A 23994-nucleotide genomic window follows, 5' to 3' on the forward strand; every position below is an offset into this window, starting at 1 on the left:
GTGCGCAGCGCTTTCCCCGAAAAACTTCCCGCCACGCGTTCTGGCAACCCTAGGGCAAGCGCAGCGGTAATTTGCAGCATCATCAGCACAGCGACAGGACTCAGGTGGCCGTTCATTAAAGAGGCGCCATAAATCAGGGCTGCTTCGCGGCAGCCAATCCTACAAAACAAAGCCAGGCCCAGACGATCAGCGGAGCAATCTGAGAGGAAAGTCCGACAATCGTCAGAACGGCGGGCAGGGTTAACGCCATCGACTGGAAATGGAACCAGGGCTTGCGCCGCTCTGGCAGGGAAAGCCGGTCCTTCGATTCCTGATAGGTCAGAAGTCGGGGATAGGAGAAGCAAAAAACGCCCGTCGCCAAAACAACCAAGGCGGCACTTCCAGATCCTCCTAGTAACAAGCCCGGATAGATCGGCAAGAAAAACCGAAGCACCGACATTTGCAGGAAGCTGGCGAATTTCAGCTCGACCTGCGGCACCGTATTATGTGCCAAAATCACGGCGGCAAGTGCGGCGCAGGCGACCAGATAGCCGGGATGCTCGCCAAGGCCGGTGGTGATCACGATTGCTAGGAAAAGCGCGATACGGATCACGGCGAACAGAAAGATATAACCGCGCTTGACCCTGTAGCCCAACCGATCCCGCGCCACGACATCGCGGCGCAGCCCCATGGTGTCATTCATCAGATAGCCGATTTCATACAGGCTGATGAAAGCCGCAAACCCGACGAAGTAATGGAAAACCGCACTGGCAAAGCCGAGATCCCTTAAGAAAATCAACAGGATCATGCCTGGGACCCAAGCCGTGACAGCATTGGCCAGATGGTCACGCAGACCATGCATCCGGGTATGGACGCTGTAGAGATAAGGAACCAGCGCCAGGTAAGGTTTAATGCCCGATGAACTGTGCATCAAATGCCCTCATCCAAGGTTTTATAGGGCCCTTGTGAACAATATGCGCGCGGGCCGCGACCGCGATGATATCGGCATCGCTTCGGTTGTCTGTCACAACCTCGAGGCCGACCCCGTCCAGCCGGCAGCCAAGCCAGCGCTCTAGCGCTTCGCGCTTGCGTCCCATCAGATCTACCTCCAGCCGACCCTGGCAGCGTCCGCGCCGAAAGGCCAGCTTCGAGGCAAGCCAAGGAAGCCCTCTCCGTCCTGCGATCTCGCCAATGACGATATCGAGACCGTTCGAGATCAGAACCGTCTCGGGATTTTTCTGTCTCAGGTGGATCAAGAGTTCATCGACCGGACGCACAGCGCGCTCCGCCAGGGTATCGACATAGCGAACCACTGAACGCTCCAGTGCGCCCCGGCTTTCGCCGCGCAGACTACGAATGGTCAACCAGCGGTGAAGGTCGATCCGCAATATCCGGTCCAGCCCGGCCAGCGCCACCCACGCGACCGAGCCACGCCGAGAAATTGCACGCAACAGTAAATAGCGCTTCTTATTGTCAGCCTGCCGGTGGTGATACAGGCAGAATTCTGCGGTCGTATTTGCGTCATACAACGTGCCGCAGACATCAACCGCCAAGACCCTTCGCTGTGCGCGCTTCATGTCCGGGACTCGGACACAAAATTGCGGTAGATGGCATCATAGGCGCTGATGGCGTGATCCATTCTGAAATAGGTTCCGGCACGGCGGCTGATTTCCTGAGGTGGCAGAAATCCTCCGTCAAGCCCCGCAATCACCGCTGCGGTGCATTGCGCGATTGCGTCATCGCCAAAATCGGGCAAGACAAATCCGTTCTCGCCATCTGTGATGATCCGGCGCGCGTCCCCTACGCCGGCATTCGTGACCACTGGCAGGCCACAGGACAGGTATTCCCCTACCTTGGTGGCCGACACTCCAAGGCTAGAAAAATTCTGGATAATGGGCGAGATCCCGACATCTGCGGTGGCCAGCATTCCCGGCACTTCATGATGGGCGCATCTGACGAAGAAACAAAGCCTCGGATCCAGCACAACACCGACCTGGGCGGCTGCTTCGGCATGAGACGCGAACTGATGATCTCCGATGAACAGAAGCGAAGTCTGGACTCCCCGTTCCGTCATGCTCTGCCAGAGACGATAAAGCACGTCGAGCCGGTAGAGCCCCCCTGCTGACCCGAGATAGGCAATGACCCTGCTTTGAGCGGGAATACCCAGTCGGCTGCGGCGATCCGGCTTGCCAGAGAGGGGCCGAAAAATATCGCCCCGCACCGAACACGGAATGACGCTGATCGGAGCACCATTATAGTCCGGACGGGAAGAGACAATATCGCGGGCATCCGCCGTCAGCGTCACGATCGCACTTGCTTCGGAAATGGCCCGGGATTCTGTTGCGCGCAGCCACTTTACAACCTGTTGCCAAATCAGACGGTCCATATTCCAGAAACCTCCCTCGATACGCTGGTCAATCCAGAACCCACGCATGTCGAACAGGAAAGGGATCCGGTGCCGAGCGCTGGCCTCCAGCACGGCCTTCAGCGGCATGTAACTGCGGCAATGGATCAGATCAGGCCGCGCCCCTGCAATGCTCCGCTCCAGAGCACGCGCCAGCCGCGACGGCAGGAGAAACCGTTCCAGTTTGTAAAGTGGCCCAGCACTGCGCCTCAGCGGGTAGTAGCGGATCGCTGCGACCTCAAGCCGCTTTCTCCATGCGCCCTCCCTGTCCCAGTCATTCACGCGTGTCTCGACGGAGAGGCTTTCTAGGATATGCCCGCGTGCCGCCAGCCCTTCGAGATAAGGCAGAATCTGCGCCGTCCCGATATGACCGGAAAGCGCGTCATTTGTCACAAAGACTGAGCGGGCATGTCCGGTGCCACCGACACCGGCCATAGCGTCATTTGCGTGACTAAACATTGCGCCACCTCTCAAGCCAAGCCTGAAACATCAATACCGCCCATAACCGGGGGGTCCCGTCTGGCCGGCCGGACTGGTGCTCCATCCAGATTTTTCTGATCGGCCTAGGGTCGAGGAACCCGTCCTGCTCCAGCCGGGCCGGGGTGAGCAGATCTTCGGCCCAGGGACGCAGAGGCCCACGCAGCCAATCTCCTATCGGAATAGCAAATCCCGCCTTTGGCCGTTCGATCAATTCCCGCGGGACGCGACGATAAAGAATCTGGCGCAGCGCCCATTTCCCTTGGTTATCGCGAATCCTCATGCGCGCTGGCAAGCGCATCGAAAACGCAATGACCGCAGGATCAAGGAAGGGTACCCGCGTTTCAAGGCTGACCCCCATCGCCGCGCGATCGACCTTGCACAGAATATCATCGGGAAGATAGCTTCGCATATCCTGCGCCATCATTCGCGCAACCGGATCACCGTCAAGGCAAGCCGGCAAGGAATCATCAAGCAGAGACCGCGGCTCTTTTTGCAATCCGCGTACCAGCGCAGCGCCGTCCCACTCTGAAACGAGGCTGCGATAAAGACCGTCGAGGTTATTAACCTCCCGCAGGCGTCTGGCGAGCCGATGGGCCTTGTCGCCCGGCCACATGATGCGCGGCCCGCCCACGCGCCCCAGCATGTGCCCCATTCGGTCCCATGCCGGAATTGGTATTGCGCGAGTACCAGCCCCAACCCCGCGGCGCAGAGCCGGTGGCATCCAACTCAAGCGCTGCCAGATCCGTGGTCCCCAGAAATAACGATTATAGCCCCCAAACAACTCGTCCCCGGCGTCGCCCGACAGCGCTACAGTGACATTCGCGCGCGCCGCACGGCAAAGAAGGAAGGTGGGTATCTGGGAAGAATCCGCAAATGGCTCATCATACAGGTCAGGTAAATGGGGGATGACCTCCCGGGCGTCCTGCTCTGTCACGGTCATCTCGCTGTGATCCGTGCCCAGATGGCGAGCCACGGCGGCGGCATGAGGAGCTTCGTTAAAGGCCGGGTTCTCGAACCCGATGGTGAAGGTCTTGACCGGTCCCGGCGATTGCTCCTGCATCAGGGCGGTGACGAGAGAGCTGTCGATTCCTCCGGACAGGAACGCGCCCAGCGGAACATCCGCCACCATCTGCCGTCCGATCGCGGTCCTGAGCGTATGCTCCAGAGCACCAATCGCCTCCTCTTCATCAGTCAGAAGCGTGCGGCACCCCATTTCTATCACATCATTCAGCGACCAGTAGCGCCGGATCGACAAGCTGCCGTGCTGCTCACCTGGGCGCAGAGGTTCCGACGGGACTGTAGCAGGAGCATGGCCGGCAACCTCCAGCACTGTACCGGGTTCAAGCTTGAAGATCCCGGGATGAATACTGCGGGGTGCCGGGACATAGGTAAATCGCAGATACTGGGCGAGCGCCGCTCGACAGATCCCGCAGGGAAAGCCCGGATGGCCACGCAACGCCTTCAGCTCGGAACCGAAAACGATGCTTCTGCCGGCCCAGCCCCAATAAAGCGGCTTTTCGCCCATCCGATCACGAGCGAGCGAAAGCCGCCGTTCACGGCGATCCCAGAGAGCCAGCGCGAACATCCCGGTTGCGCGGCGCAGGGTTTCGTCAAGGCCCCAGTGCGCGATACCCGCCAAAAGCGTTTCCGTATCGGAATGACCCCGCCATGTCAGCACCGCGCCAGCTGCCTCGAGTTCCCGGCGCAGGTCGAGGTGATTGTAGATCTCGCCGTTGATGACGATGATCCAGCGTCCACAGGCCGAGATCATGGGCTGGGCGCCTGCCGCAGAAAGATCAAGAATGGCCAGGCGGCGGTGACCCAAGGCGACCCCTTCGCCGATCCAGATGCCCTCTGCATCCGGGCCACGATGAGAAAGCGGGCCAGTCATCGCCGCAATCCGGCCCCGGATATCGCCAAATGTGCTTCCATCGGCATCGAGAAGGCCCGTCAGTCCGCACATTCTTGGTGATCCTCTGCAACATTACCGGGCTTACCACCCAGGATATCCGCGTAGAGCCGCCGATAGCTGTCAGTTCCGGCCGACAACGAAAACACCGCCTCGGCCGCGCTGCGGCAACGTGCAGCAAGATCGGGATCGGTCAGCAGTGCCTCGAGCTCAACCCAAGCCGTTTCCATGTCCTGCGGGGCGGCGCTGCGGACCAAGATCCCCACGCGGTACTCGCGGATGATGCGGGCGACATCACCTACGCCCTCATTGGCGACAACGGGCAGGCCGCAGCCCAGGATTTCACCCATGCGGGTGGGTGAGCTTCCGACTTTACCGAGGCCGTCGGTAAAGAACATCACCGACGCAAACTGGTCTTGCAGAACCGAGGGCACCTCATCAGGTCGAGCCGGTGCGATGACCAGCCGCTCGGCCAGTTCCGGTCCGAGGACCTCGCGTAATCGCCCGGGATCATCCCGCGTGGTCAGCTCGATTTCCAAGGTCGGATCGCGGCGCAGCCCGGCTTCAAGAAACGCCCGCAGCCAGTCGACCCGGAACCAGCCGCTGAGCATGGTGCCGAGGCAGCCGATCACCCGGCGCGGCGGGGGCGAGGCCGCGGGACCGAAGCGATCCAGATCGGCGCAGGTCGGGATGACGACCAGCCGCTGATCCTTCAGCTCTTCTGGATAGATCCGCCGCAAATGCTCTGCCGCTGCATGGGTCAGCGACACCACCCCGGCCGCCCGGCGAAGGCAGATCCGCTCGGCCGCAACGATCCGGCGATGCAGGAACGACCCGCGGCGCAGCCTGCCAGCCGTGATCAGCTCTTCAGGCCAGAGCGCCCGCATGTCGAAGATGAAGGGCACCCCCGTCATCCGCGATACGGCCATGGCCACCGCTGCGGGAATGTATGATCGCGCGTGGATCAGCCGCACGCGTCGAGCCCGCACCTCGCGGCGCACCAGCCAGACCATCCGTAGCATCGACAGCGCCGGCGCGATCACCTTGGGCTGTGGCTGGAAGCGTTGAGGCAGCCAGCGGATGCCCAATGCCTCACATTCCGCCCGTGCGGCCGCCATCCGGGCGCTGTCGGCGCGATCCTCGTCCTTTTCATAGGTGATCAGCGTGATCGCATGATCCCGCGACAGCCCCCGCAGATAAGCCATGACCTGGCTCTGCCCCAGCGGTTCCAGCAGGCCGTTGCGGGTGAGATAGAGGGTGGGAGTCATGTCAATCCAAGCGCGGAAAGATAGCTTCTCGCGGCGATCTCGGGTGAAAAATCAGCGGCGCGGCGCTTGAGCAAAACTTGGTCGGCAGGTTCAGCCAATGCAGCAGCCATCGCCCGCGCCAGCGCCGCTGCGTCGCCGACCGGCACCAGACGGCCAAACCGGCCGCCGTCCAGGATTTCGGCCGGCCCCGAGGGGCAATCGGTCGAAACCACCGGCAGGCCGAAGGACAGGGCCTCGACGATGACATTGCCGAAACCCTCGTAATCCGAGGAAAGAACGAAGAGATCCGCAGAGGCGTAGAAAGGCGCAGGGTCCGCGTGGAATCCGGCGAAGATGACCCGTCCAATAATGCCCAGTTCCTCCGCAAGTGCGCGCAACTTCCCCTCATTGCCTCCTTGGCCCAGGATCATCAGCCGCGCTTGGGCATCGCCTATCTGCGCGAAGGAGCGAAGCAGCAGCGGGTGGTTCTTCACCTCTTTGAGGTTACCCACGGTCAGAATGCGGCGGCCGGGTGGCACGCCCCACAGCGCATCTGCCTGATCCAAGGCATCAGCAGCAGGCGAAGGCAGCACGCGTACAGGGTTATGAATCGTGGTCATCCGGCTGGGAGTCATGAACGACAAGCTTGCCATATCGGCAGCGACTCCTTGCGACACGCCGACCCGACCTGAGGCAAGCCGGTAGCCCACGAAAGTGCTGGATCGCAGGGCGAGGCGGTGCAGCAGTCCCCAGTCACGGTATTGCGCAGAAATGATGCCGTGTTCACTGACTGTCACCGAACCACGATGCCCCGCCAGCCGGGCAGCGACGGGGGCGATGACGGTAAGTGGCCACATCGCGGCCAGCAGAGCCTTCGGTCGAGCCTGATGCAAATAACGGGCAAGCGCCGGCACAACCTGCCGCGCTCGCGGAGCCTGAAGATCGACCACGGAAAACTCTGCTTGCGCCTCTCCCAGAAAATCACCATCCGCCCGCATCAGGACAAATTCGACGGGATGTCCGAACCGAACAAACTCCCGCGCCAGATCAAGACTGATCCGCTCCGCCCCACCACCACGGAGGTCGGGGAGGAGGAGGGAGATGGTCATAAGACGCCCCGAGTGCCTGCCACAACGGACTTCAGGCTCGTGCCTATGGACTCGGCACGGATCGGCCCGAAGATTTTTTCGATTGCGCGATAAAGGGGGGAGCCGACGACGCCATCCCCATGGAGGTTTCGAGCAATATCGAACATCTCGCGCGCGATATCCTCGCAGCCATGACGATGTGCCCTACGGGCATTAACCCAGCAATGTTTTGCGAGACCCTTGGCGACGGCATCTTTTGAGTATTGCAGTTCGCTTGTCTCCAGCCTGCGAGCAAAAGCACGATACATGGACATGATCGACGCAAAGTCCTCTGGTGATTTCCTCCTTGAAATCCGGCCCGGTGTCTCGTGCTGCCGATATGCGAATATGAGTGTTGGAGTAGCGTATGGTACGCAACCTGCAAGAATGGCGCGACAGCAAAAATCAAAATCCTGCTGAAATGCAAGTTTTACGTCAAAACCGCCGATTTTTTCGAATAGTTGCTTAGGGTATATCCACGCTGATATGGTTGGAAGTGCCGTTAAGAAGCGATCAATTCGCGCGCTGCCCGGAGGAAACATTATTGTTCGGCCTGCCGAACTCACCCGGCCCAATTCTTCGCTCCACGACACTTCCTCTCCAAACGAAATCGCGCCCTCCGGCAACCCCTTCGCATGTTCGATCTGCTTCTCCAAAGCCTCGGGGAACAGGAAATCATCGGAGTCCAGAAATTTTAGGAACCGCCCCCGGCCGACTCGCGCACCGTGGTTTCGTGCGGCACTTGCTCCCGCATTCTCCTGCCGCAGTGCAACTATTCTGTCGCCATAGCTCTCGATGATTCCCCACGAACCATCGGTCGAGCCATCATCGACGACGACAATTTCTACATCGTGACAACGCTGCATGATCACCGAATCAATTGCCGTGCGCAAGGTGCGCTCGGCGTTATAGACCGGGATGATGACAGAAAGGATCGGCGCCATACTCAGTCCCTCAACGTTACATCATGCAGCCGGTAGCTATCTGCCTGATGACGCCATCTATTGATCAAGAAATCGGGGTAGAAAGGAGCTATATAGATCACTTCGCCGCCCCCAACTCCACCATCATATCACACCCCTCCAGCGTCGAAGTCCGGTGCGCGATCAGGAAAATGGTCAGGTCGCGGCTCAGCCCGTCGACGGCGGCCATGACTTCGGCCTCGGTCGCGCTGTCGAGGGCGCTGGTGGCTTCGTCGAACACCAGCACATCGGCATTGCGGTAAAGCGCGCGGGCGATGGCGATGCGCTGGCGCTGACCACCGGACAGGCGCACGCCGCGCTCGCCCACGAAGCTGTGGTAACCATCGGGCAGGGTGGCGACGAAATCGGCCAGCGCCGCCTGTTCTGCCGCGCGGCGGACGCGGGCCATGTCGATCTGGTCGCGAGGGACGGCAAAGGCGATATTCTCGGCCAGCGAGCAATCGGCAAGATAGATTGCCTGCGGCACATGCGCCACCCGAGCCTGCCAGGCGGCACGGGTTTTGGGACCAAGGGCGATGCCGTCGATCAGAATTCGGCCCTGATCAGGCTCCAGCAGGCCCAGCAGCAGGTCCATCAGGGTCGACTTGCCGCTGCCGGTCTTGCCGACGATGCCGACGCGGGCGCCCTTTGGCACGGTCAGGCTGACCCCGGCAAGCACCGGTCCCGCTCCGCTGGGATAGTGGAAATGGATATCCTGCAGTTCGATGCGATCGGCAAAGGCCAGCGGGGCCGCCGGCGCAGAAGCGGGAGGCATTGGCAGGTCAAGGGCGGCGACCACCTCGGCAAGGCTTTGCCGGTTACCGGCTATCTGGGCCCAACCGTTGTAGATCAGCTGCAGCATCGGCAACAGCCGCACCGCACCGATCGCCAGCGCCCCCATGATCGGCAGGGCGCTGGCAATTCCCCCTGGCCGCCCGGAGAGGATTACCGCAACCCCTGCGAAAAGCACCATCCCCAGCCCCTCGATGATGTAGCGCGGCGCCGCGCCCATGAAGGCATTGGCCGCCCACGCATCGCGATAGGGCAGGTCGACCTCGGTGAAGCGGCGGATGTAGGCGGGCTGAGCGTGGTCGAGCAGGATATCGCGGATCGCCCCGCTGGCTTCCTGGATCGTGCGCGTCCGCTCGGTCTGGGCGGCGGCGATAAGCCGGCTGTTGGCCCGCAACCGATGTCGGGTAAGACGCGACATCAGCAGATAAAGCGCACCAAATCCGAGGATCGCCAACAGGGTCACCAAGGGGTCGATCGCCATCAGCGCCGCCAGGATGAACACGGTCATCACCAGAGAAGATGCCGCCATCATCAGGGGCAGCATGACCGCCATGGTCACGATAGTCACCCGCTCCATATCCGCCAGGAACCGGCTGGAGTTTCGTGAAACATGATAAAGATACGGCTGGTGCAGCACGCGCTGAAAGATCGCCACGCCAATGTCATGGCCGAGGCGCAGAATGAACTTCTGGCTGGCCCAGGCCTGCAACAGCCGCACCGCCCCTGCCACCAGCGCGGCACCGGCGAAAGCGGCAGCGGCAAAGAGCAGCAGATCCCGCCCCGCCAGCCCAAGACCGGCAATCCATCCGCCGATCAAGGGCAATCCTGCTGCCCCCTCAGGACTGGCCATCAGCGACAGAAACGGCAGGATCGCACCAATCGCCATCACCTCCGCAATGGCGCCCAGCAACGTCAGACCGAAGACCGCCACCAGTTGCCGCTGGCGCCGTCGTCCCAGATGGGCCAGGAGACGGCGCAACAGCTGAACCAAGGACAGATCAGGATACTGGCCTTCGTTGCCGCGTAATGTCTGCCGGGCCATGGAAGTCACAGTCGCAAATCGCTTTCATCTATGCGGAACACACTTTTCAGATCGTGAAACACATGTCCGGGGCTCCCATAGCGGCGTAAGGCCGCAGCCCCCTGTTGGCGGTACTCGTCATGCGCGAGCGCCAGAATGATCCCGTCATAAGACGCCGCCCCGGGCTCCGCCACCAGCTCCAGCCCGTATTCCCGCTTCGCCTCGGCCGCATCCGCCCAAGGGTCGTGGACATCTACGGTCACACCATAGTCCTGCAACTCTCTCACCACGTCTATCACTCGGGTATTGCGCAAGTCCGGACAGTTCTCCTTGAAGGTGAGCCCCAGGACCAGAACACGCGCGCCATCGACATGGATCCTGCGCTTCAGCATCGCCTTGACCATCTGGCCCGCGACATATGCGCCCATCCCGTCGTTGATCCGCCGCCCGGCCAGGATCACGTGCGGGTGATAGCCAAGCGCCTCGGCCTTGTGGGTCAGGTAATAGGGATCCACCCCGATACAGTGGCCGCCGACCAGTCCCGGACGAAAGGGCAGAAAGTTCCACTTGGTGCCAGCCGCACGCAGGACCGCCTCGGTGTCGATCCCAATGCGGTTGAAGATGATCGCAAGCTCGTTGACCAGCGCGATATTCAGGTCGCGTTGGGTATTTTCGATCACCTTCGCCGCCTCGGCCACCCGGATCGATTCCGCCCGGTAGGTGCCGGCGGTGATGATCGAGGCGTAAAGTGCGTCGATCTCGGCTGCGGCCTCGGGGGTAGAGCCGGCGGTCACCTTGCGGATCGTCGTGAGCCGATGGGTGCGATCACCGGGGTTGATACGTTCCGGGCTGTAGCCGCAGAAAAAATCGACGTTGAAACGCAGGCCGGACTCCCGTTCCAGGACGGGAACGCAGTCCTCCTCGGTTGCGCCGGGATAGACGGTGGACTCGTAAATGATGATGTCACTTGGCTTCAGGGCCTTCCCCACGGTTTCCGAGGCGCGCAGCAGCGGCGTCAGGTCGGGTCGCTTATGCGCGTCGATCGGGGTGGGGACGGTGACGATGAAGATCTGGGCCTGACGGAGCACCGCTGGATCAGAGGTGAAGCTCAGTTGTACCGCCTCGGCGAGTTCCTGGGTCGGAACCTCGAGCGTGCGATCCGTTCCCGCAGTAAGCTCTTCGATCCGGCCCTTGTTGATGTCGAACCCGATGACCTTCCGGTGCTTGCCGAATTCGACAGCCAGAGGCAGGCCGACATAGCCCAAGCCGATTACGGCAAGTGTCTTGTCGTTCATTTTCATTCCGCGCTTGTCTCGATCATTCATGGGGAACTGCTACGGCCGGGAGGTGCCCCCAACCGTGAACTGCCCGGCCAGTTTCACTTCCCGTAATGTTCCCTGAACCAGCTTACAAACCGGGACACGCCCTCGTGGAAGTCAGTCTCTGGCCGGTAACCGGTTAGCTTCTGAAGAAGAGAAGCATCCGCCCATGTTGCGGGGACGTCTCCCTTCTGCATCTCCATGTAGTTGCGCACGGCCTTCTGGCCGAGGCAATCCTCGATTGCCTCGATAAAGTCCAATAGCCGGACCTTGTCCGAGTTGCCGATGTTGACGATGCGGAAGGGTGCGACCGGCGAAAGGCTATCGCCCTCGGGGACCAGTCCGTCGGCCGGTCGCTCGGGCGCGGCATCGATCAGCAGCCGGATGGCCCGCACCAGATCGTCGACATAGGTGAAGTCGCGATACATAACGCCGTGGTTGTATATGTCGATCGGTTGACCGTCGAGGATCGCATCGACGAACTTGAACAGCGCCATGTCCGGCCGTCCCCAAGGACCATAGACCGTGAAGAAGCGAAACATCGTGGTGGGCAGGCCCCACAGATGTGCATAGGCGTGCCCCATGCTCTCGGTGGCCTTTTTGGTTGCAGCATAAATGGTGAGTTGGGTATCAGCCTTCTCGGTTTCCTGGAACGGCATCTCCTCGTTTGCGCCATAGACTGACGAGGTCGAAGCCATCAGCAGATGCTTCACCTCAAGCCGGCGCGCTGCCTCCATGACGTTGAAGGTGCCAATGACATTGGCGTCGAGATAGGCGCGCGGGTTTTCAAGGCTGTAACGGACCCCGGCCTGTGCGGCGAGATGGACGATCACCTCCGGCTGGAACTCTTCGACCAGCGCATCGAAGCGGGCCTGGTCCTCGAGCATCCCCTCCATCGCGCTGAAATTCGGGCTCTGGAGCAGCATCGCATGGCGGCGCTGCTTGAGGGTGACATCATAATAGTCGGTCATCCCGTCGTAACCCTGCACGCGGAAGTTCTCGGCGAGGAGCAGCTTGGCTAAGTGGAAGCCGATGAACCCGGCGGTGCCGGTGATGAGAACGCGTTTCAAGAAAAATTCGCCTCTCGGTTCTGTGAAGTATTTCGATGGGCGCCCGGCAGCATTTGCACCTTTGCAATCGCTGCACGGTAGGCCTCGACCACGATGGACTGATCATAGAGGTCTTCCATGCGGGCGCGACCAGCCCTGCCCATCGCCACCCTGCGCTCAGGAGGCATGGCTAGGAAGCGGAGTAAGGCCGCTTCGAGCCCCTGCGCATCGCGCGGAGGGCAAAGCAACCCGGTGATCTCTGCCGCCACCACCGAGCGACAGCCCGGAACATCGGTCGCGATCACCGGCCGGGCCATCGCACCGGCTTCGATCAAGGTCCGGGGGGCACCCTCGCGATAGGAGGGGAGCACCACGCAGTCAGCCGCTGCGATGACGGGGCGCACATCAGGAGCAACCCCAAGATATTCAATGACGCCTTCCTGCTGCCACTCCGCCAGGGTGGTGGTATGAATGGCACTTCGGTTGCTGGCTCCCAGTTCTCCCAGAAGCTGAAAGCGGGCCGTGGGTAAGCGGGTGTGAACCGCGCGGGCGGCGTCCACGAACTCCAGAACCCCCTTGTCGCGCAGGAGACGGGCGATCATCAGAAAGACCGGAGCATCGCCATTCTCTGCTGGAGGCATGGGCGCGAAATACTCAAGATCGATGCCGGATCCGGGGAGCAGCCGGGCCTGATCGCTGCGCACAAGGTGGTGCGACAGGAATAGCCCCCGGTCCTCCTCGTTCTGAAAGAAGACCACCTCATGCCTTGCAAAGGCCCGCCGGTAGAGATTTTCCGCCACGAACCGCAGAATGCCTCCCGAGAGAAAGGCGGTCCCCAATCCGGTGACATTGGGGATAAAGGGGATATCCCCCGCGGCCCTTGAGCCGAAAATATTGTTCTTGATGGTGAACCCAAGAATGACATCAGGGCGTTCCTGCCGGAAGACCGCGCGCATCTGCCGCGCAAGGGCCGGACCGCTGAACGGGTTGAGGCCCTTGGCATCCATCGAGAGGGGCAGGAATTTGCAGCCAAGCTGTTCCAGTGCTCCGACGGAATGATCCGGTGGAGCCAGCACTGTCAGGTGATGCCCGTCAGAGAGCAACCCCTGAACTAGGGGTTTACGAAAATTGAGGATGTTCCAAGCCGCATTCGCGGTGAGCATGATGTGCATCATGGATCACCCTTCGACTTGTAGCTATACTGGTAATCATAGCCCGACCACGCCTCTGCCCGATCCGCCTTGCGTGGGTCGAACCCGTTCAGGACCGCCCCCGCGATTCTCATGCCCGAGGACTGGAACACCTTCTTAACGGCCTCGACTTCTCTCAGCGGAGTAATCCCGTGCCGCACGACCAGGATGGTGGTCCCGGTCAGGCGCGCCACCACCACCGGATCGGTGACCGCGAGGGTCGGAGGGGTATCGACGATGATCAGGTCGAAGCGCTTGTCCAGCTGCGCGAGGAGATCCGACATTTCCTCCCGCATCAGCAGCTCCGACGGATTGGGCGGATAGAGTCCGGCCGGCAGGACAAAGAGCCCGGCAACCTCTGTCTCCACGAGCGCGGTCTCGATAGGAACCTGCCTTGCCAGGACCTCGGACAAGCCGGGCGCCTGACGCGGCAGCCCGAAGAACTTGCGGACCTGGCCACGCCGGAGATCGGCATCAATGAGGACCACTTTCTGACCGGCTTGGGCGGCGATCACCGCCAGGTTCACCGCGGTGGTGGTCTTGCCCGAGCCGGGGGCTGCAGAAGTCAGGGCCACGGCCTTGGTCGCAGACCCCAGCATCCCGAAATGCAGGCTGGTCCGAAGCGACCGCAGGGATTCCACCGCAAGATCATGTGGCTGCTCGAGCGCCAGGATCGCGCTCGTGCGCGAACCGGCATTGATCAGGGAAGACTGTGGGATGGTCGCAAAAACCGGCAGGCCGATCTGCTCCAGCTCCTGCGAGCCCCGAACCCCGCGCCTGGTCCAGTGCAAGAGCAGCGCCAGGAGGATCCCGACCACCAGCCCCGCAAGGACATAGGCGGCCATGATGAGGGGCTTGCGGGGAGCAATGGGAAGATGTGCGGTGACGGCCGGATCGACAATCCTGACGCTGCCTACAGCGCTTGCCTGAAGCACTTGCATCTCCTGGAAGCGGGTCTGCAGGTCGAAATAGATTTGTTGCGCCAGCTCCACCTCTCGGGTGAGATTGACGACCTCCCGCTGCACTTCGGGGAGTGCGTCCACCTGGGACAGGAGCGCCGCCAGTGCCGCCTCGAGTTCTCCATGATCGCTCAGGCTCTTGCGCACCACCGGGTGATTCTCATCATAGCTCTGGCGGCTCTCCGCGACCTCGAGCTCCTTGCGCCTCAGATCACTCTCGACCCGGGTGATCTGGTTGAGCAGTGCCTGGGCCTCAAAACTCTGCTCGTCATCGCTCTCGGCCCAATCCCCCGCCCGAGCCCGGTCACTGGCCAACTCCCGGAAGTTGTTGAGTGCAGCCTGCGCCGCACTCAGCTTGCGCTCGGCATCGGGGAGCTGCTGCTGGATGAACTCCAGCCCGCCTTCGGCTTCAGCCACGCTTCTCTTGATATTCTGCTGGACATAGGCATCTGCGATCGCAGCAAGGCTCTGTTCCACCTCGCGCGGATCAGTGCCGCTGAGGCGCAGCTCGAGGATTCCTGATCCCCGGCCCTGTTCGGCAATCGAGAGGCGGTTGTGAAGCGATCGGATGGCCTGCTGTTCAGAAAGTTGAGTCACGGCGAACTCGCGTCCAGCCGTCGTTGGATGCTCGGCGACCTTGATCGAGAACCCGAGGCCATCAAGCGTCAAATCAATTCCGGCCTGGCCATCGTGAATGCTGCCGTCAGGCAGCAAGAGACGGTAGCCTCCCTCGGTGGTGGTCACGGTGATGTCCCGCCCCACCCACTCCGGGTGCACCTGCAGATTACTGAGAACCAGCCGCTCACCGTGGCGGGCATAAGGAAGAAGGAAGTCCCATTCCGGGATCGGCAGGTTGTAGCGGGCGAGGATATTCCCGATCATCGGCGCCTTGCTCGCGACCACTCGCCAGTCCAGGTCGTTCTGGGCCACAGCCTGGCCCAGCACCATGCGGGAGGAAATGATCTCGACTTCCGTCGAGGCTGTCGCTTCTTCTCCACCGAAGCCGCTGACAGTCTGGAAGATGATCGGAACAGATTTACGCTGCTCGAGCTGGATCAGCGTGTCTGCCTGGTAGACCGGGTAGGTGCTGGCGAGCTTATAGGTTCCCAGCGCCGCAAACAGAATGACGCAGGAGGTAATGACCCCCTTCCTGCGCCAGAATAACGACAGCAGTGTGATGAGGTCGATGTCATCCGCATTGCCGCGCGGACTTTCTTGATGGCTTGCGGTCACGCTCTGGAGACTCCCGGCACCAGTTTTTCTGCCCAAGACGCTGCAGCAGCCTCCAGCTTCAGATAGGTTTGTTCGTGAAATGCCCTAGAGCGTCGGTATGGATCCTGAATCCCGGTAGCACCGCTCCACTGGTCAAAAAGCATCAGCTTTCCTGTCAATTCGGCGGACATGGAGGCGATCCGCGCCTTGTGAGCGGGCTCCATGACCAGGATCAGATCACTGTTGCGACCCAATACGGGATTGAATTGCCGCGCAACGTGCCCCTCGAGCGAAACCCCATGGGCCGCGGCAACATCAGTGGCTGTGGGATCAGCGGGATGGCCTGTGACGGCCGCCAGCCCGGCCGAGGAAACTCCGATAGGGGGCTGATTGCCGCTGAGTGCGGCCGCGAGAAGCCGTTCGCCGACTGCGGATCGGCAAATATTGCCAATACATACCACTAGGATGGTCTTGATCATCCGATTGCTCTCGACTCCGGCTTACTCGGTTGGCTGGACGAGTCATCCGCCTTGCTTGCTCGACCTGCGCCAGCCCTGCCGCCGCACCTGTTTGATGCCGACCTGATAAGACGCGGTGAACAGGATAGCAAACAGCAACCACGCTATGAATGCTAGTGACGCCTGGCTCACAAGACAGACGGCAGTGAGCACCGGGGTCATGAAAAAGGGTGCAAGAACAAGGGTGGTTGCGGGATTAGCCTGCACCAGCGGCAGTTTCCAGCGCAGTTGGATCGCCCGCATGACAAATTGATGCACATGGAGATAATCGGGATGCATCATCTTCCGGCTGCGCCGGGAGCGCCTCCACATCGCCAAGAAGGTGTCTGCCACCGGCCAGAAGAACAGCAGGCTGAGAGCGGTATAGGAAGTTTCCGGATTTCGCCAGCAAATCAACACCGAGATCCAGACCAGCAAATGCCCGGTGGTATAGGCCCCACCATCGCCCAGAAAAACCTTCCCCCACGGCCAGTTGAAGATGAGAAATCCAGCAATGGCGACCGCTAGGACAATGGCGATCTGGGTCATCAGGATATCGTCTGCCGTCCAGGCAACATAGCCAAGCGCCATGGAGATCACTGATGCCAGAAAACCGGCCAGGCCATTGACCCCGTCGATCAGGTTGAATGCGTTGCACACCCCCGCGGACCAGAGAACCGTCAGGCCCAAGCCAATGGGGGTGATCGCCAGCAAGTGGTCGAGCCCATACAGCCCGGTCTCCCTGACCCAGGTCTGGCTGAGACCAATCGCGAGGACGGCAGAGATGGCTGCTGCCAGTAATCGCCGCCGGGGGCTTTGCCCGTTGCCCAGGTCCTCGAGGAGCCCGGCCAGAAAAATCGGCAGCGCCGAGATCAGCAGCAAGATCGGCAGCAGGCTTCCGGTGACATGGCTCAGGAGCAGTGATCCAGCGCCAAACCCCGTGAACACACCCAGACCGCCAAGTCGCGATGTCGGTCTGCTATGTGCGGCCTGAACCGCACCGAGGTCATTGCGCTGAGCCCAGAGTGGCGTCCGATCCGACGCCCTTACCACGGCGCGATTAATTCCTAGGGACAGGGCAGCGGACATGAGTGCTGCTAGTACAAAGGTCTCAGCCATGGTAATCGCTTATAACTAGATAAAATGCTATTTTTTACGCCTCGTATCATCACCAGCAATTGATGACCAGTGGCAAGTGACGTCGGATGTCGCAAACCACCCATTAGTCCTTGTTAATAAAAAGGGTTTACGGTGCGCGCGGATGGAGATTCAAGCTGGCATCTGCGATGGTGACCAGCTTGGCACGAGACCTGATGTCGAACGAGAAACGGGCGTTCCATGGGCCCTTCATCCGGGCTGTCCGCGCCCCGAACGGACGCAAACCTGTAAGCCATCGCCGTATGCGCAGTCTGGGCCCCGCCGCCGCACCAGTTCCGGATCAGCGCGCCGTTCGCCGATACTGACGATCTTGTTCAGCGCTTCGGCGGTCCGGGTCGGCTCGATCCCGCCGCTTGGCCTGCTGCCGGTTTCGTGGACAGCAGGTTAAGCTAGCACAGCGCGGGCCTTGAACTCCATGGGCTGAGATAGCCCAGTTTCGAATGCCGCCGGCGCGGGTTGTAGAAGCGCTCGATGTAGTCGAAGACGTCGGCCCGGGCTTCATCTCGAGTGCGATGAACCTTGCGCGCGGTGCGTTCGGTCTTCAGCGACGAGAAGAAGCTCTCCATCGCTGAATTGTCCCAGACGTTTCCGGCCCGGCTCATTGAGCAGGTGATGCCGTTATCGGCCAGAAGGCGCTGAACCCACATTTCCCAAGTAAGGCGCTGATTTCGCTGTCCTGACCATTATATTTCCTATATAAAACATGGTGTTGAAGGCTGCGAGGGGCGCGTTTCATGGATCACCCAGAGGGTGCGGGCTTGCAACGGGCAGATCGGGTGGATTTCGACCCTCGCGTGCGGCTGGAATTTCGCGGCACGCAGCTCAGTTCCGACGGCGGCCTTCTGGTGATGCGCGAGCTTGATGACGCGCTCGGGTTGTCCGATTTGGCGTCAGCGGCGCTGCGCGATACTCGCTCTGGCAAGAACACGGTCCATCGGCTCGACGGCCTGTTCCGGCAATCAGTCTTTGGGCGGCTGGCCGGATACGAGGATGTCAACGACGCCAACCGTCTCGCCTGCGATCCGGTCATGCGCCAAGTTGTCGGCGGCAGAGCGGTCGATGCACAAGCGGCCTCGGCATCGCAGATGGGACGGTTCGAGACCGAGACGCTGGCTCTGGCCGGGAACCGTGCCGCGCTGGCCGACCTGAACGGGCAATGGATCGACCGGTTCCATGACCGTAACGGGCTGAAGTACATCGTTCTGGACATGGACAGCTCGGTCAGCCCGACCCATGGCGACCAGGAAGGGTCCGCCTGGAATGGCCATTTCGACTGTAGCTGCTATCACCCCAACTTTCTGTTCAACCAGTTCGGGATGCTGGAACGCTGCGCCCTGCGCCATGGCAACGTCCACAGCGCCGATGGCTGGCGTGATGTTCTCGACCCCGTCATTGCGCGCTACGCGGAGCGCGACCTTGGTGGCAGGTTCTTCCGGGCCGATGCTGCCTACGCGATCCCGGCGATCTATGAGCGATTGGAAGAAGCGCGGTTCTTCTACGCCATCCGGCTGCCCGCAAACGCGGTCCTCAAGGACAAGATCGCGCATCGGCTAACGCGCCCTGTCGGGCGGCCGTCACTGACCAAGGTCAAGCGGTTCTTCGAGGAATTCGAGTATTAGGCGGCGTCCTGGGACAAGGAACGCCGGGTGATCGCCAAGATCGAATGGCATCCGGGCGAACTGTTCCCGCGTGTCGGCTTCATCGTCACCAACCTGCCGATGGAGCCGGACTGGGTGGTGCGGTTCTACAACCAGCGCGGCACCGCCGAGCAGCACATCAAAGAGGGCAAATACGCCTTTCGCTGGACGCGGCTGTCGTGCCGGAAGTTCCGCGACAATGAGGTGCGGCTGCAACTGCACGCCCTGGCGTACAACCTGGCCACCTTCTTGCGCTGCATCGAGCTGCCCGAGGCCATGGCCGACTGGTCGTTGACCAGCCTGCAACTGAAGCTGATCAAGATCGGGGCACGTGTGGTCCGTCACGCCCGCACCATCACCTTCCAGCTGGCCGAGGTCGCTGTCACCGGCACGATGGTACGCGCCATCCTCGCCGCTATCCGCCGATTGCGAGCGCCACCGCTATGCGCATGATCGCGATCCACGCTCAAACTGAACGAAAGCGGCTGGACAGATCTGTCCGCTGCGCTGAAAAACGCCGCCCCTGGGCAAGGAAACAGCGGCTTCGCGGTCTGATCCGTCCAGATCCAGCAGTCTGCGCGACCGCAGGTGCCGCTTGCGGCAGAAAATCCTTGTCTAGCGCTCGGATACAGGCGATCTTCACCTCAAACGACACGCCACTTGGGGAATGCAGGGTAAAATAAGTGTTGAGTTTGCACCCATCAAAAGCAAGGCAAAGAGTTTTGCGATGAATATATTTGTTCTTGGCACCGGGCGCTGCGGCACCACAACTTTTATGCAGGCTTGCAAGCATGTCAGTAATTTCAGTACTGCACATGAATCGCGCGCTAATTTGATAGGGGAGAGGCGCCTGTGCTACCCGAAAAATCATATCGAAGTGGATAATCGGCTCAGCTGGCTTCTGGGGAGGCTGGACGAAGCCTACGGCAAGAATGCTTTCTATGTTCACCTGATGCGCAACGAGGACTCGGTGGCCAAGAGCTACCTCAAACGCTGGGAGAATAGGTCAAGCATCGTTTTTGGCTACCGCAGCTCGATTATATTGGGTTTGGACAAATCCGCGGAACCCTTGGATGTAGTCCGCGACATGTGCCAGACGGTTAATGCTAATATCACGCAGTTTCTCAAAGACAAGCCGCATAAGGCCATCGTGCGCCTTGAGAGCATAAATGAGGATTTTGGCGCATTCTGGAACGCCGCAAAGTTAGAAGGGAATCGAGCCAGCGCACTTGCTGAATGGGATATACAACATAACTCCTCCGAAAGACGCGATACGCTTGGAAGAAGGAGATTCGGCGGTGTTACCAGAGTAGCGAAAATCCCTCGTAAGCTGGCCCGTATCGGGAAAGGTCTTCCAGGCTTCATCAAGCGCGCATAGGTGTCTGTTCTGCCGCCGATAGTGCGGATAAATGCTTACGGCTTCATTGTCATGGCCCTCAACACCTAACCTCTGACCTGCTACGGGATTTTTCCTCCACCGTCGATTAGAGTCCGCCCCAACTTGAGGACGGACAATGAAGCGAACGAGATTCACGGACGAGCAGATCATCGGCGTCTTGGCCGAGCACGAGGCAGGCGCGAAGTGCGCGGACCTGTGCCGCAAGCACGGCATGTCGGAAGGCACCTTCTACAACTGGAAGGCCAAGTTCGGCGGCATGACGGTGTCGGAGGCGAAGCGGTTGAAGGCGCTCGAGGATGAGAACGCGAAGCTGAAAAAGCTTCTGGCTGAGCAGATGCTGGATCTGGCTGCGATGAAGGATCTGCTTTCAAAAAAGTGGTAGGGCCCGCCGTGAAGCGCGAAGCCGTTGCGTATCTTCGGGTCGAGCATGGCCTGTCGGAACGGCGGGCCTGCCACATCGTCGGCGCGGATCGAACGATGATCCGATATCGATCTCACCGTGAGCCAGACACGGTTCTGCGCGGTCGGTTGCGGGACCTGGCCAACGAGCGCCGGCGATTCGGTTACCGGCGCCTGTTCGTTTTACTGCGCCGCGAGGGCGAGCCCTCGGGGATCAACCGTATCTATCGGCTCTACCGCGAGGAAGGGCTGACGGTGCGCAGGCGAAGGGCGCGTCGCAAGGCCGTCGGGACACGTGCCCCGATTCTGGTCGAGGCGCGGCCCAATGCACGCTGGTCGCTGGATTTCGTCCATGACCAGTTCGCCAACGGCCAGCGCTTCCGGGCCTAGATGCCCTGAACACTACGTAGGGAGTGCATTCAGGCTCCACGGTCGAGGCGAAGGCCTTCTCGACCCCGCGCACCAGCGGCGAAAACGCCCTGAAACTGCTCGCAGGTCATATTGCGATCCTTGGTCCGAGTGGTGCAGCAGCGCGTCGGCCTTGCCGCGCCGCCAGGTCACATGGGCACTGGCCAATCCGGCCGGACCTGAGCCAACGATGACGAGGTCAAAATCCGGTGGAGAAGATGCCTGGAAATCGAAAAAGGAAAGAACTGGCATCTGGCCTATCACTCTGCAAACAAAGCAGAAAGCTATCCCACACTACCCATGTGTGTCCAGAGGGGAGAGAGGGTCCGGGAATTCGGACCAGTTTGCCGCTCTGCTAACCTCTAGCGTGGGCTTCATGTCAGGCGGCAGCTTTCAGGTTCGCTTCATAGTCGGCCCCTTTCTTGAGGCGGATTCTAGTCGCTGGTTGAGGAAAAATCCCGTGGCAGGTCACTACCGGCCTCGCGTTGAAACCCATGAACTGGAGCTGGGCCTGGACGATCGCCCTGCCGGCGCATTGCGTAGGATGACTGCCAGGGCCAGACCAACGCCAATCCCGATCCCGATGCCGACCAGGTCGGCAATCCAGTCATGGAAGCTGCGCTCCCGCCCCACGAATGGCTGGATTATCTCGATGAGCCCGCCGAAGGCTGCATGGACCGGGATTGCCACAAGCAGCCGATCGGGGCGGAACAGTGCCACTGGCAACACTAGCCCGGCAAAGGCAATCGCGTGATAAATCTTGTCGCCCTCCTGGAAGGACTGGAGCTGAGGTGCCGAAATCGGCGTCAGCGTCAGGAACGCGATCACCGCTGCCACCACTAGCGACAGCCCAAGGGCGAGTATCGATCTTGAAGCCATGGTCCCTCATCTGCAGCATGATCACTGCTCTCTCATTTAAAACTGCGGTCGAGGCGCTCAGAGCGAAACCCCCAGCTCGGCCTGTCTCCAGTCGCTGGCCTACCCGCTACCAGAAGACAACCCGGGAAAGCCCTTCCGGTACGCTAGAGACCTGAGCTACTCCCCATCGCTTAGACATTTTCCGGGTTGATTTAAGCTACTCTCTGCCCCTGCTGGTCGGTTTCGATCTGGTTGAAGTAGACCACGGCGGGCGGCTGTCCGCCATGGGCGGCGTGGGGCCGCTGGTGGTTGTAGAAGGTGATCCACCGGCCAACCCCGGCCTTCGTCTGCGAGCCGGTCTCCCAAGCGTGCAGATAGACGCACTCATACTTCAGGGATCGCCAGAGGCGTTCGATGAAGATATTGTCGAGACACCAGCCCGTGCCGCACGGATCGCCCGCGTCAGCTGAGCCTCATCGGCACCAGCGCCGGCACGGATCATGATATCGCCGATAACGAATTCGAGATCGGAATTTGTGACAGCGGCCGACTGAATCGCCCCGGGTCTGTCGGAGACCATCAACTTAAGTAAGGATGATGGTTATGACGAAAAGCAAAATGGCAAATCGCTACTCGCCTGAGGTCCGCGCTCGTGCGGTCCGGATGGTGTTCGAGCATCAAGGCTCTTACGAAACGCAGGCGGGCGCGATTGCGGCCATTGCACCGAAGATCGGCTGTATTCCGCAGACCTTGCGCGATTGGGTCAAGCAGGCCGAGAAAGACAGCGGGATGCGCGACGGTGTGACGACCGAGGAGCGGGATCGCATCAAGGCGCTTGAGCGGGAGAACCGTGAGCTGCGTCAGGCGAACGAGATCCTCCGCAAGGCATCAGCTTATTTTGCGCAGGCGGAACTCGACCGCCCACTGAAGCGATGATCACGTTCATTGATGATCAGCGCTTTGTCTACGGCGTCGAGTCGATCTGCAGGGTTTTGCCGATCGCGCCGTCGACATATTACCACCGCCTGGCGTGCCTCGCTGATCCTTCCAAAGCGTCGCTGCGCCATCAGCGGGATACGGAGCTACGCCCTGAAATCAAACGGGTCTGGGATGAGAATTACCAGGTCTATGGCGTCCGCAAGGCGTGGCATCAGCTCAAGCGCGAGGGCTTTGATCTGGCGCGCTGCACGGTGGAGCGCTTGATGAAACAGATCGGCATCCGTGGTGCCGTGCGTGGAAAGGTAGTCAAGACAACGATCCCTGACACGTCAGCGCCCTGTCCGCGCGACAAGGTGAACCGCGTGTTCCGGGCCCCAGCACCGAATCTGCTATGGGTCAGCGATTTTACCTATGTGTCCACGTGGCAAGGCTTTGTTTACGTAGCCTTTGTGATCGATACGTTTGCCGACCGCATCGTCGGCTGGCGGGTCTCGCGGTCTGCCAAGACAGACTTTGTCCTCGATGCTTTGGAGCAAGCCCTGCATGATCGACGGCCCGTTCAGAAAGCCGGCTTGATCCACCATTCGGACCGCGGCGGGCAATATTTGTCCATTCGATACACCGAGCGCTTGACTGAAGCCGGGATCGAGCCGTCGGTCGGCAGTGTCGGCGACTCGTATGACAACGCCCTCGCTGAGACGATCAACGGCCTCTACAAAACCGAACTGGTCCATCGCCAAGGGCCGTGGCGCAACATGCAGGATCTGGAAATGGCTACCCTCGGATGGGTCGATTGGTTCAACAACCGCCGCCTGCTTGGTCCCATCGGAAATATCCCGCCAGCCGAGGCCGAAGAGAACTTCTATGCACAGGGCGACGTGCTCGATATGGTCGCATGAAATGAAGCTTTAGGTCTCCGACGGACCCGGGGCGATTCACCGCAGCCTGAAAGCTGCCTCCTAGCGAACACTGAGACGAGTTCGTATTCGTCTGACAGCACAGCCAGTTTCCAGATTTTGATGGTTTCCCCGGATGCCCGGACTAGGGCT

17 protein-coding genes, 5 pseudogenes and 1 other annotated feature are annotated in these 23994 nt (G+C 60.7%); of the genes and pseudogenes, 5 read left to right on the forward strand and 17 right to left on the reverse strand.

The features are described 5' to 3' along the window. Nucleotides 1-133: 133 nt before the first annotated feature. From BUB57_RS01180 to BUB57_RS01245, 14 genes are all read right to left on the reverse strand, one after another. Nucleotides 134-910, reverse strand: a complete 777-nt coding sequence (locus BUB57_RS01180; protein WP_143159559.1) for a hypothetical protein — start codon at nt 908-910, stop codon at nt 134-136. Next, nucleotides 888-1556 (reverse strand): haloacid dehalogenase-like hydrolase, encoded by a 669-nt coding sequence (locus BUB57_RS01185; RefSeq protein ID WP_143159560.1) that lies wholly within the window; start codon nt 1554-1556, stop codon nt 888-890. Before BUB57_RS01185 ends, BUB57_RS01180 begins: the two co-directional genes overlap by 23 nt. Next, nucleotides 1553-2842 carry a glycosyltransferase gene (locus BUB57_RS01190; RefSeq protein WP_084731896.1) on the reverse strand — a complete coding sequence of 430 codons (1290 nt, stop codon included), beginning with the start codon at nt 2840-2842 and terminating at the stop codon, nt 1553-1555. The genes BUB57_RS01185 and BUB57_RS01190 overlap by 4 nt, the downstream gene beginning before the upstream one ends. Beyond that, nucleotides 2835-4826, reverse strand: a complete 1992-nt coding sequence (gene asnB, locus BUB57_RS01195) for an asparagine synthase (glutamine-hydrolyzing) (protein WP_073060700.1) — start codon at nt 4824-4826, stop codon at nt 2835-2837. Before asnB ends, BUB57_RS01190 begins: the two co-directional genes overlap by 8 nt. Next, entirely contained in the window at nt 4814-6040 is a 1227-nt protein-coding gene (locus BUB57_RS01200; protein ID WP_073060704.1) for a glycosyltransferase, read from the reverse strand. Before BUB57_RS01200 ends, asnB begins: the two co-directional genes overlap by 13 nt. Continuing rightward, on the reverse strand, nt 6037-7128 hold the full coding sequence (locus BUB57_RS01205) for a glycosyltransferase (RefSeq protein WP_073060707.1): 1092 nt from the start codon (nt 7126-7128) through the stop codon (nt 6037-6039). Before BUB57_RS01205 ends, BUB57_RS01200 begins: the two co-directional genes overlap by 4 nt. Continuing rightward, nucleotides 7125-8090 carry a glycosyltransferase gene (locus BUB57_RS01210; RefSeq protein WP_073060711.1) on the reverse strand — a complete coding sequence of 322 codons (966 nt, stop codon included), beginning with the start codon at nt 8088-8090 and terminating at the stop codon, nt 7125-7127. Before BUB57_RS01210 ends, BUB57_RS01205 begins: the two co-directional genes overlap by 4 nt. A gap of 97 nt (nt 8091-8187) precedes the next feature. Then, nucleotides 8188-9942 carry an ABC transporter ATP-binding protein gene (locus BUB57_RS01215; RefSeq protein WP_073060714.1) on the reverse strand — a complete coding sequence of 585 codons (1755 nt, stop codon included), beginning with the start codon at nt 9940-9942 and terminating at the stop codon, nt 8188-8190. Between the two features lie 5 nt (nt 9943-9947). After that, nucleotides 9948-11216 (reverse strand): Vi polysaccharide biosynthesis UDP-N-acetylglucosamine C-6 dehydrogenase TviB, encoded by a 1269-nt coding sequence (gene tviB, locus BUB57_RS01220; protein ID WP_200796386.1) that lies wholly within the window; start codon nt 11214-11216, stop codon nt 9948-9950. Nucleotides 11217-11299: 83 nt separating this feature from the next. Further along, entirely contained in the window at nt 11300-12310 is a 1011-nt protein-coding gene (locus BUB57_RS01225) for an SDR family NAD(P)-dependent oxidoreductase (protein WP_073060720.1), read from the reverse strand. After that, on the reverse strand, nt 12307-13464 hold the full coding sequence (locus tag BUB57_RS01230) for a glycosyltransferase family 4 protein (RefSeq protein ID WP_200796387.1): 1158 nt from the start codon (nt 13462-13464) through the stop codon (nt 12307-12309). The genes BUB57_RS01225 and BUB57_RS01230 overlap by 4 nt, the downstream gene beginning before the upstream one ends. Further along, complete coding sequence (locus BUB57_RS01235; RefSeq protein ID WP_073060724.1) at nt 13461-15671, reverse strand: polysaccharide biosynthesis tyrosine autokinase; 2211 nt, start codon at nt 15669-15671, stop codon at nt 13461-13463. Before BUB57_RS01235 ends, BUB57_RS01230 begins: the two co-directional genes overlap by 4 nt. Continuing rightward, nucleotides 15668-16129, reverse strand: coding sequence for an arsenate reductase/protein-tyrosine-phosphatase family protein (locus tag BUB57_RS01240; RefSeq protein ID WP_073060727.1), 462 nt, complete (start codon nt 16127-16129; stop codon nt 15668-15670). Before BUB57_RS01240 ends, BUB57_RS01235 begins: the two co-directional genes overlap by 4 nt. Before the next feature lie 42 nt (nt 16130-16171). Beyond that, nucleotides 16172-17266, reverse strand: a complete 1095-nt coding sequence (locus BUB57_RS01245) for an MraY family glycosyltransferase (RefSeq protein WP_084731898.1) — start codon at nt 17264-17266, stop codon at nt 16172-16174. A gap of 167 nt (nt 17267-17433) precedes the next feature. Between BUB57_RS01245 and BUB57_RS16955 the strand changes: the two are divergent. Further along, nucleotides 17434-17544 (forward strand): annotated as a pseudogene (locus BUB57_RS16955) (IS5/IS1182 family transposase); the annotation flags it as partial. Between the two features lie 145 nt (nt 17545-17689). Here BUB57_RS16955 and BUB57_RS01255 read toward each other — a convergent pair. Further along, nucleotides 17690-17943: pseudogene (locus BUB57_RS01255) on the reverse strand (IS3 family transposase); the annotation flags it as partial. A gap of 96 nt (nt 17944-18039) precedes the next feature. Between BUB57_RS01255 and BUB57_RS01260 the strand changes: the two are divergent. The 3 genes and pseudogenes from BUB57_RS01260 to BUB57_RS16220 form a co-directional block, all read left to right on the forward strand. After that, a pseudogene (locus tag BUB57_RS01260) lies at nt 18040-19395 on the forward strand (IS1380-like element IS1247 family transposase). 214 nt (nt 19396-19609) lie between these two features. Next, nucleotides 19610-20320 (forward strand): hypothetical protein, encoded by a 711-nt coding sequence (locus BUB57_RS01265; RefSeq protein ID WP_200796388.1) that lies wholly within the window; start codon nt 19610-19612, stop codon nt 20318-20320. Nucleotides 20321-20456: 136 nt separating this feature from the next. Next, a pseudogene (locus BUB57_RS16220) lies at nt 20457-21124 on the forward strand (transposase); the annotation flags it as partial. Nucleotides 21125-21619: 495 nt separating this feature from the next. On the opposite strand, the gene BUB57_RS01280 reads toward BUB57_RS16220, so the two are convergent. Together BUB57_RS01280 and BUB57_RS01285 are read right to left on the reverse strand one after the other, a co-directional pair. Continuing rightward, nucleotides 21620-22027, reverse strand: a complete 408-nt coding sequence (locus tag BUB57_RS01280; protein ID WP_073060741.1) for a VanZ family protein — start codon at nt 22025-22027, stop codon at nt 21620-21622. 191 nt (nt 22028-22218) lie between these two features. Continuing rightward, a pseudogene (locus BUB57_RS01285) lies at nt 22219-22452 on the reverse strand (integrase core domain-containing protein); the annotation flags it as partial. A gap of 157 nt (nt 22453-22609) precedes the next feature. Between BUB57_RS01285 and BUB57_RS01295 the strand changes: the two are divergent. Next, nucleotides 22610-23844, forward strand: a protein-coding gene (locus BUB57_RS01295) for an IS3 family transposase (RefSeq protein ID WP_090848924.1) whose coding sequence is annotated in 2 segments (ribosomal slippage) — nt 22610-22904 and nt 22904-23844 — 1236 coding nt in all. Because the reading frame shifts where the segments join, the coding sequence is not laid out codon by codon here. Next, nucleotides 22897-23013 (forward strand) — a sequence feature (AL1L pseudoknot). Its footprint overlaps the gene before it by 117 nt. Nucleotides 23845-23994: the final 150 nt, after the last annotated feature.

It is taken from the genome of Paracoccus solventivorans (assembly GCF_900142875.1).
Lineage (GTDB): Bacteria > Pseudomonadota > Alphaproteobacteria > Rhodobacterales > Rhodobacteraceae > Paracoccus > Paracoccus solventivorans.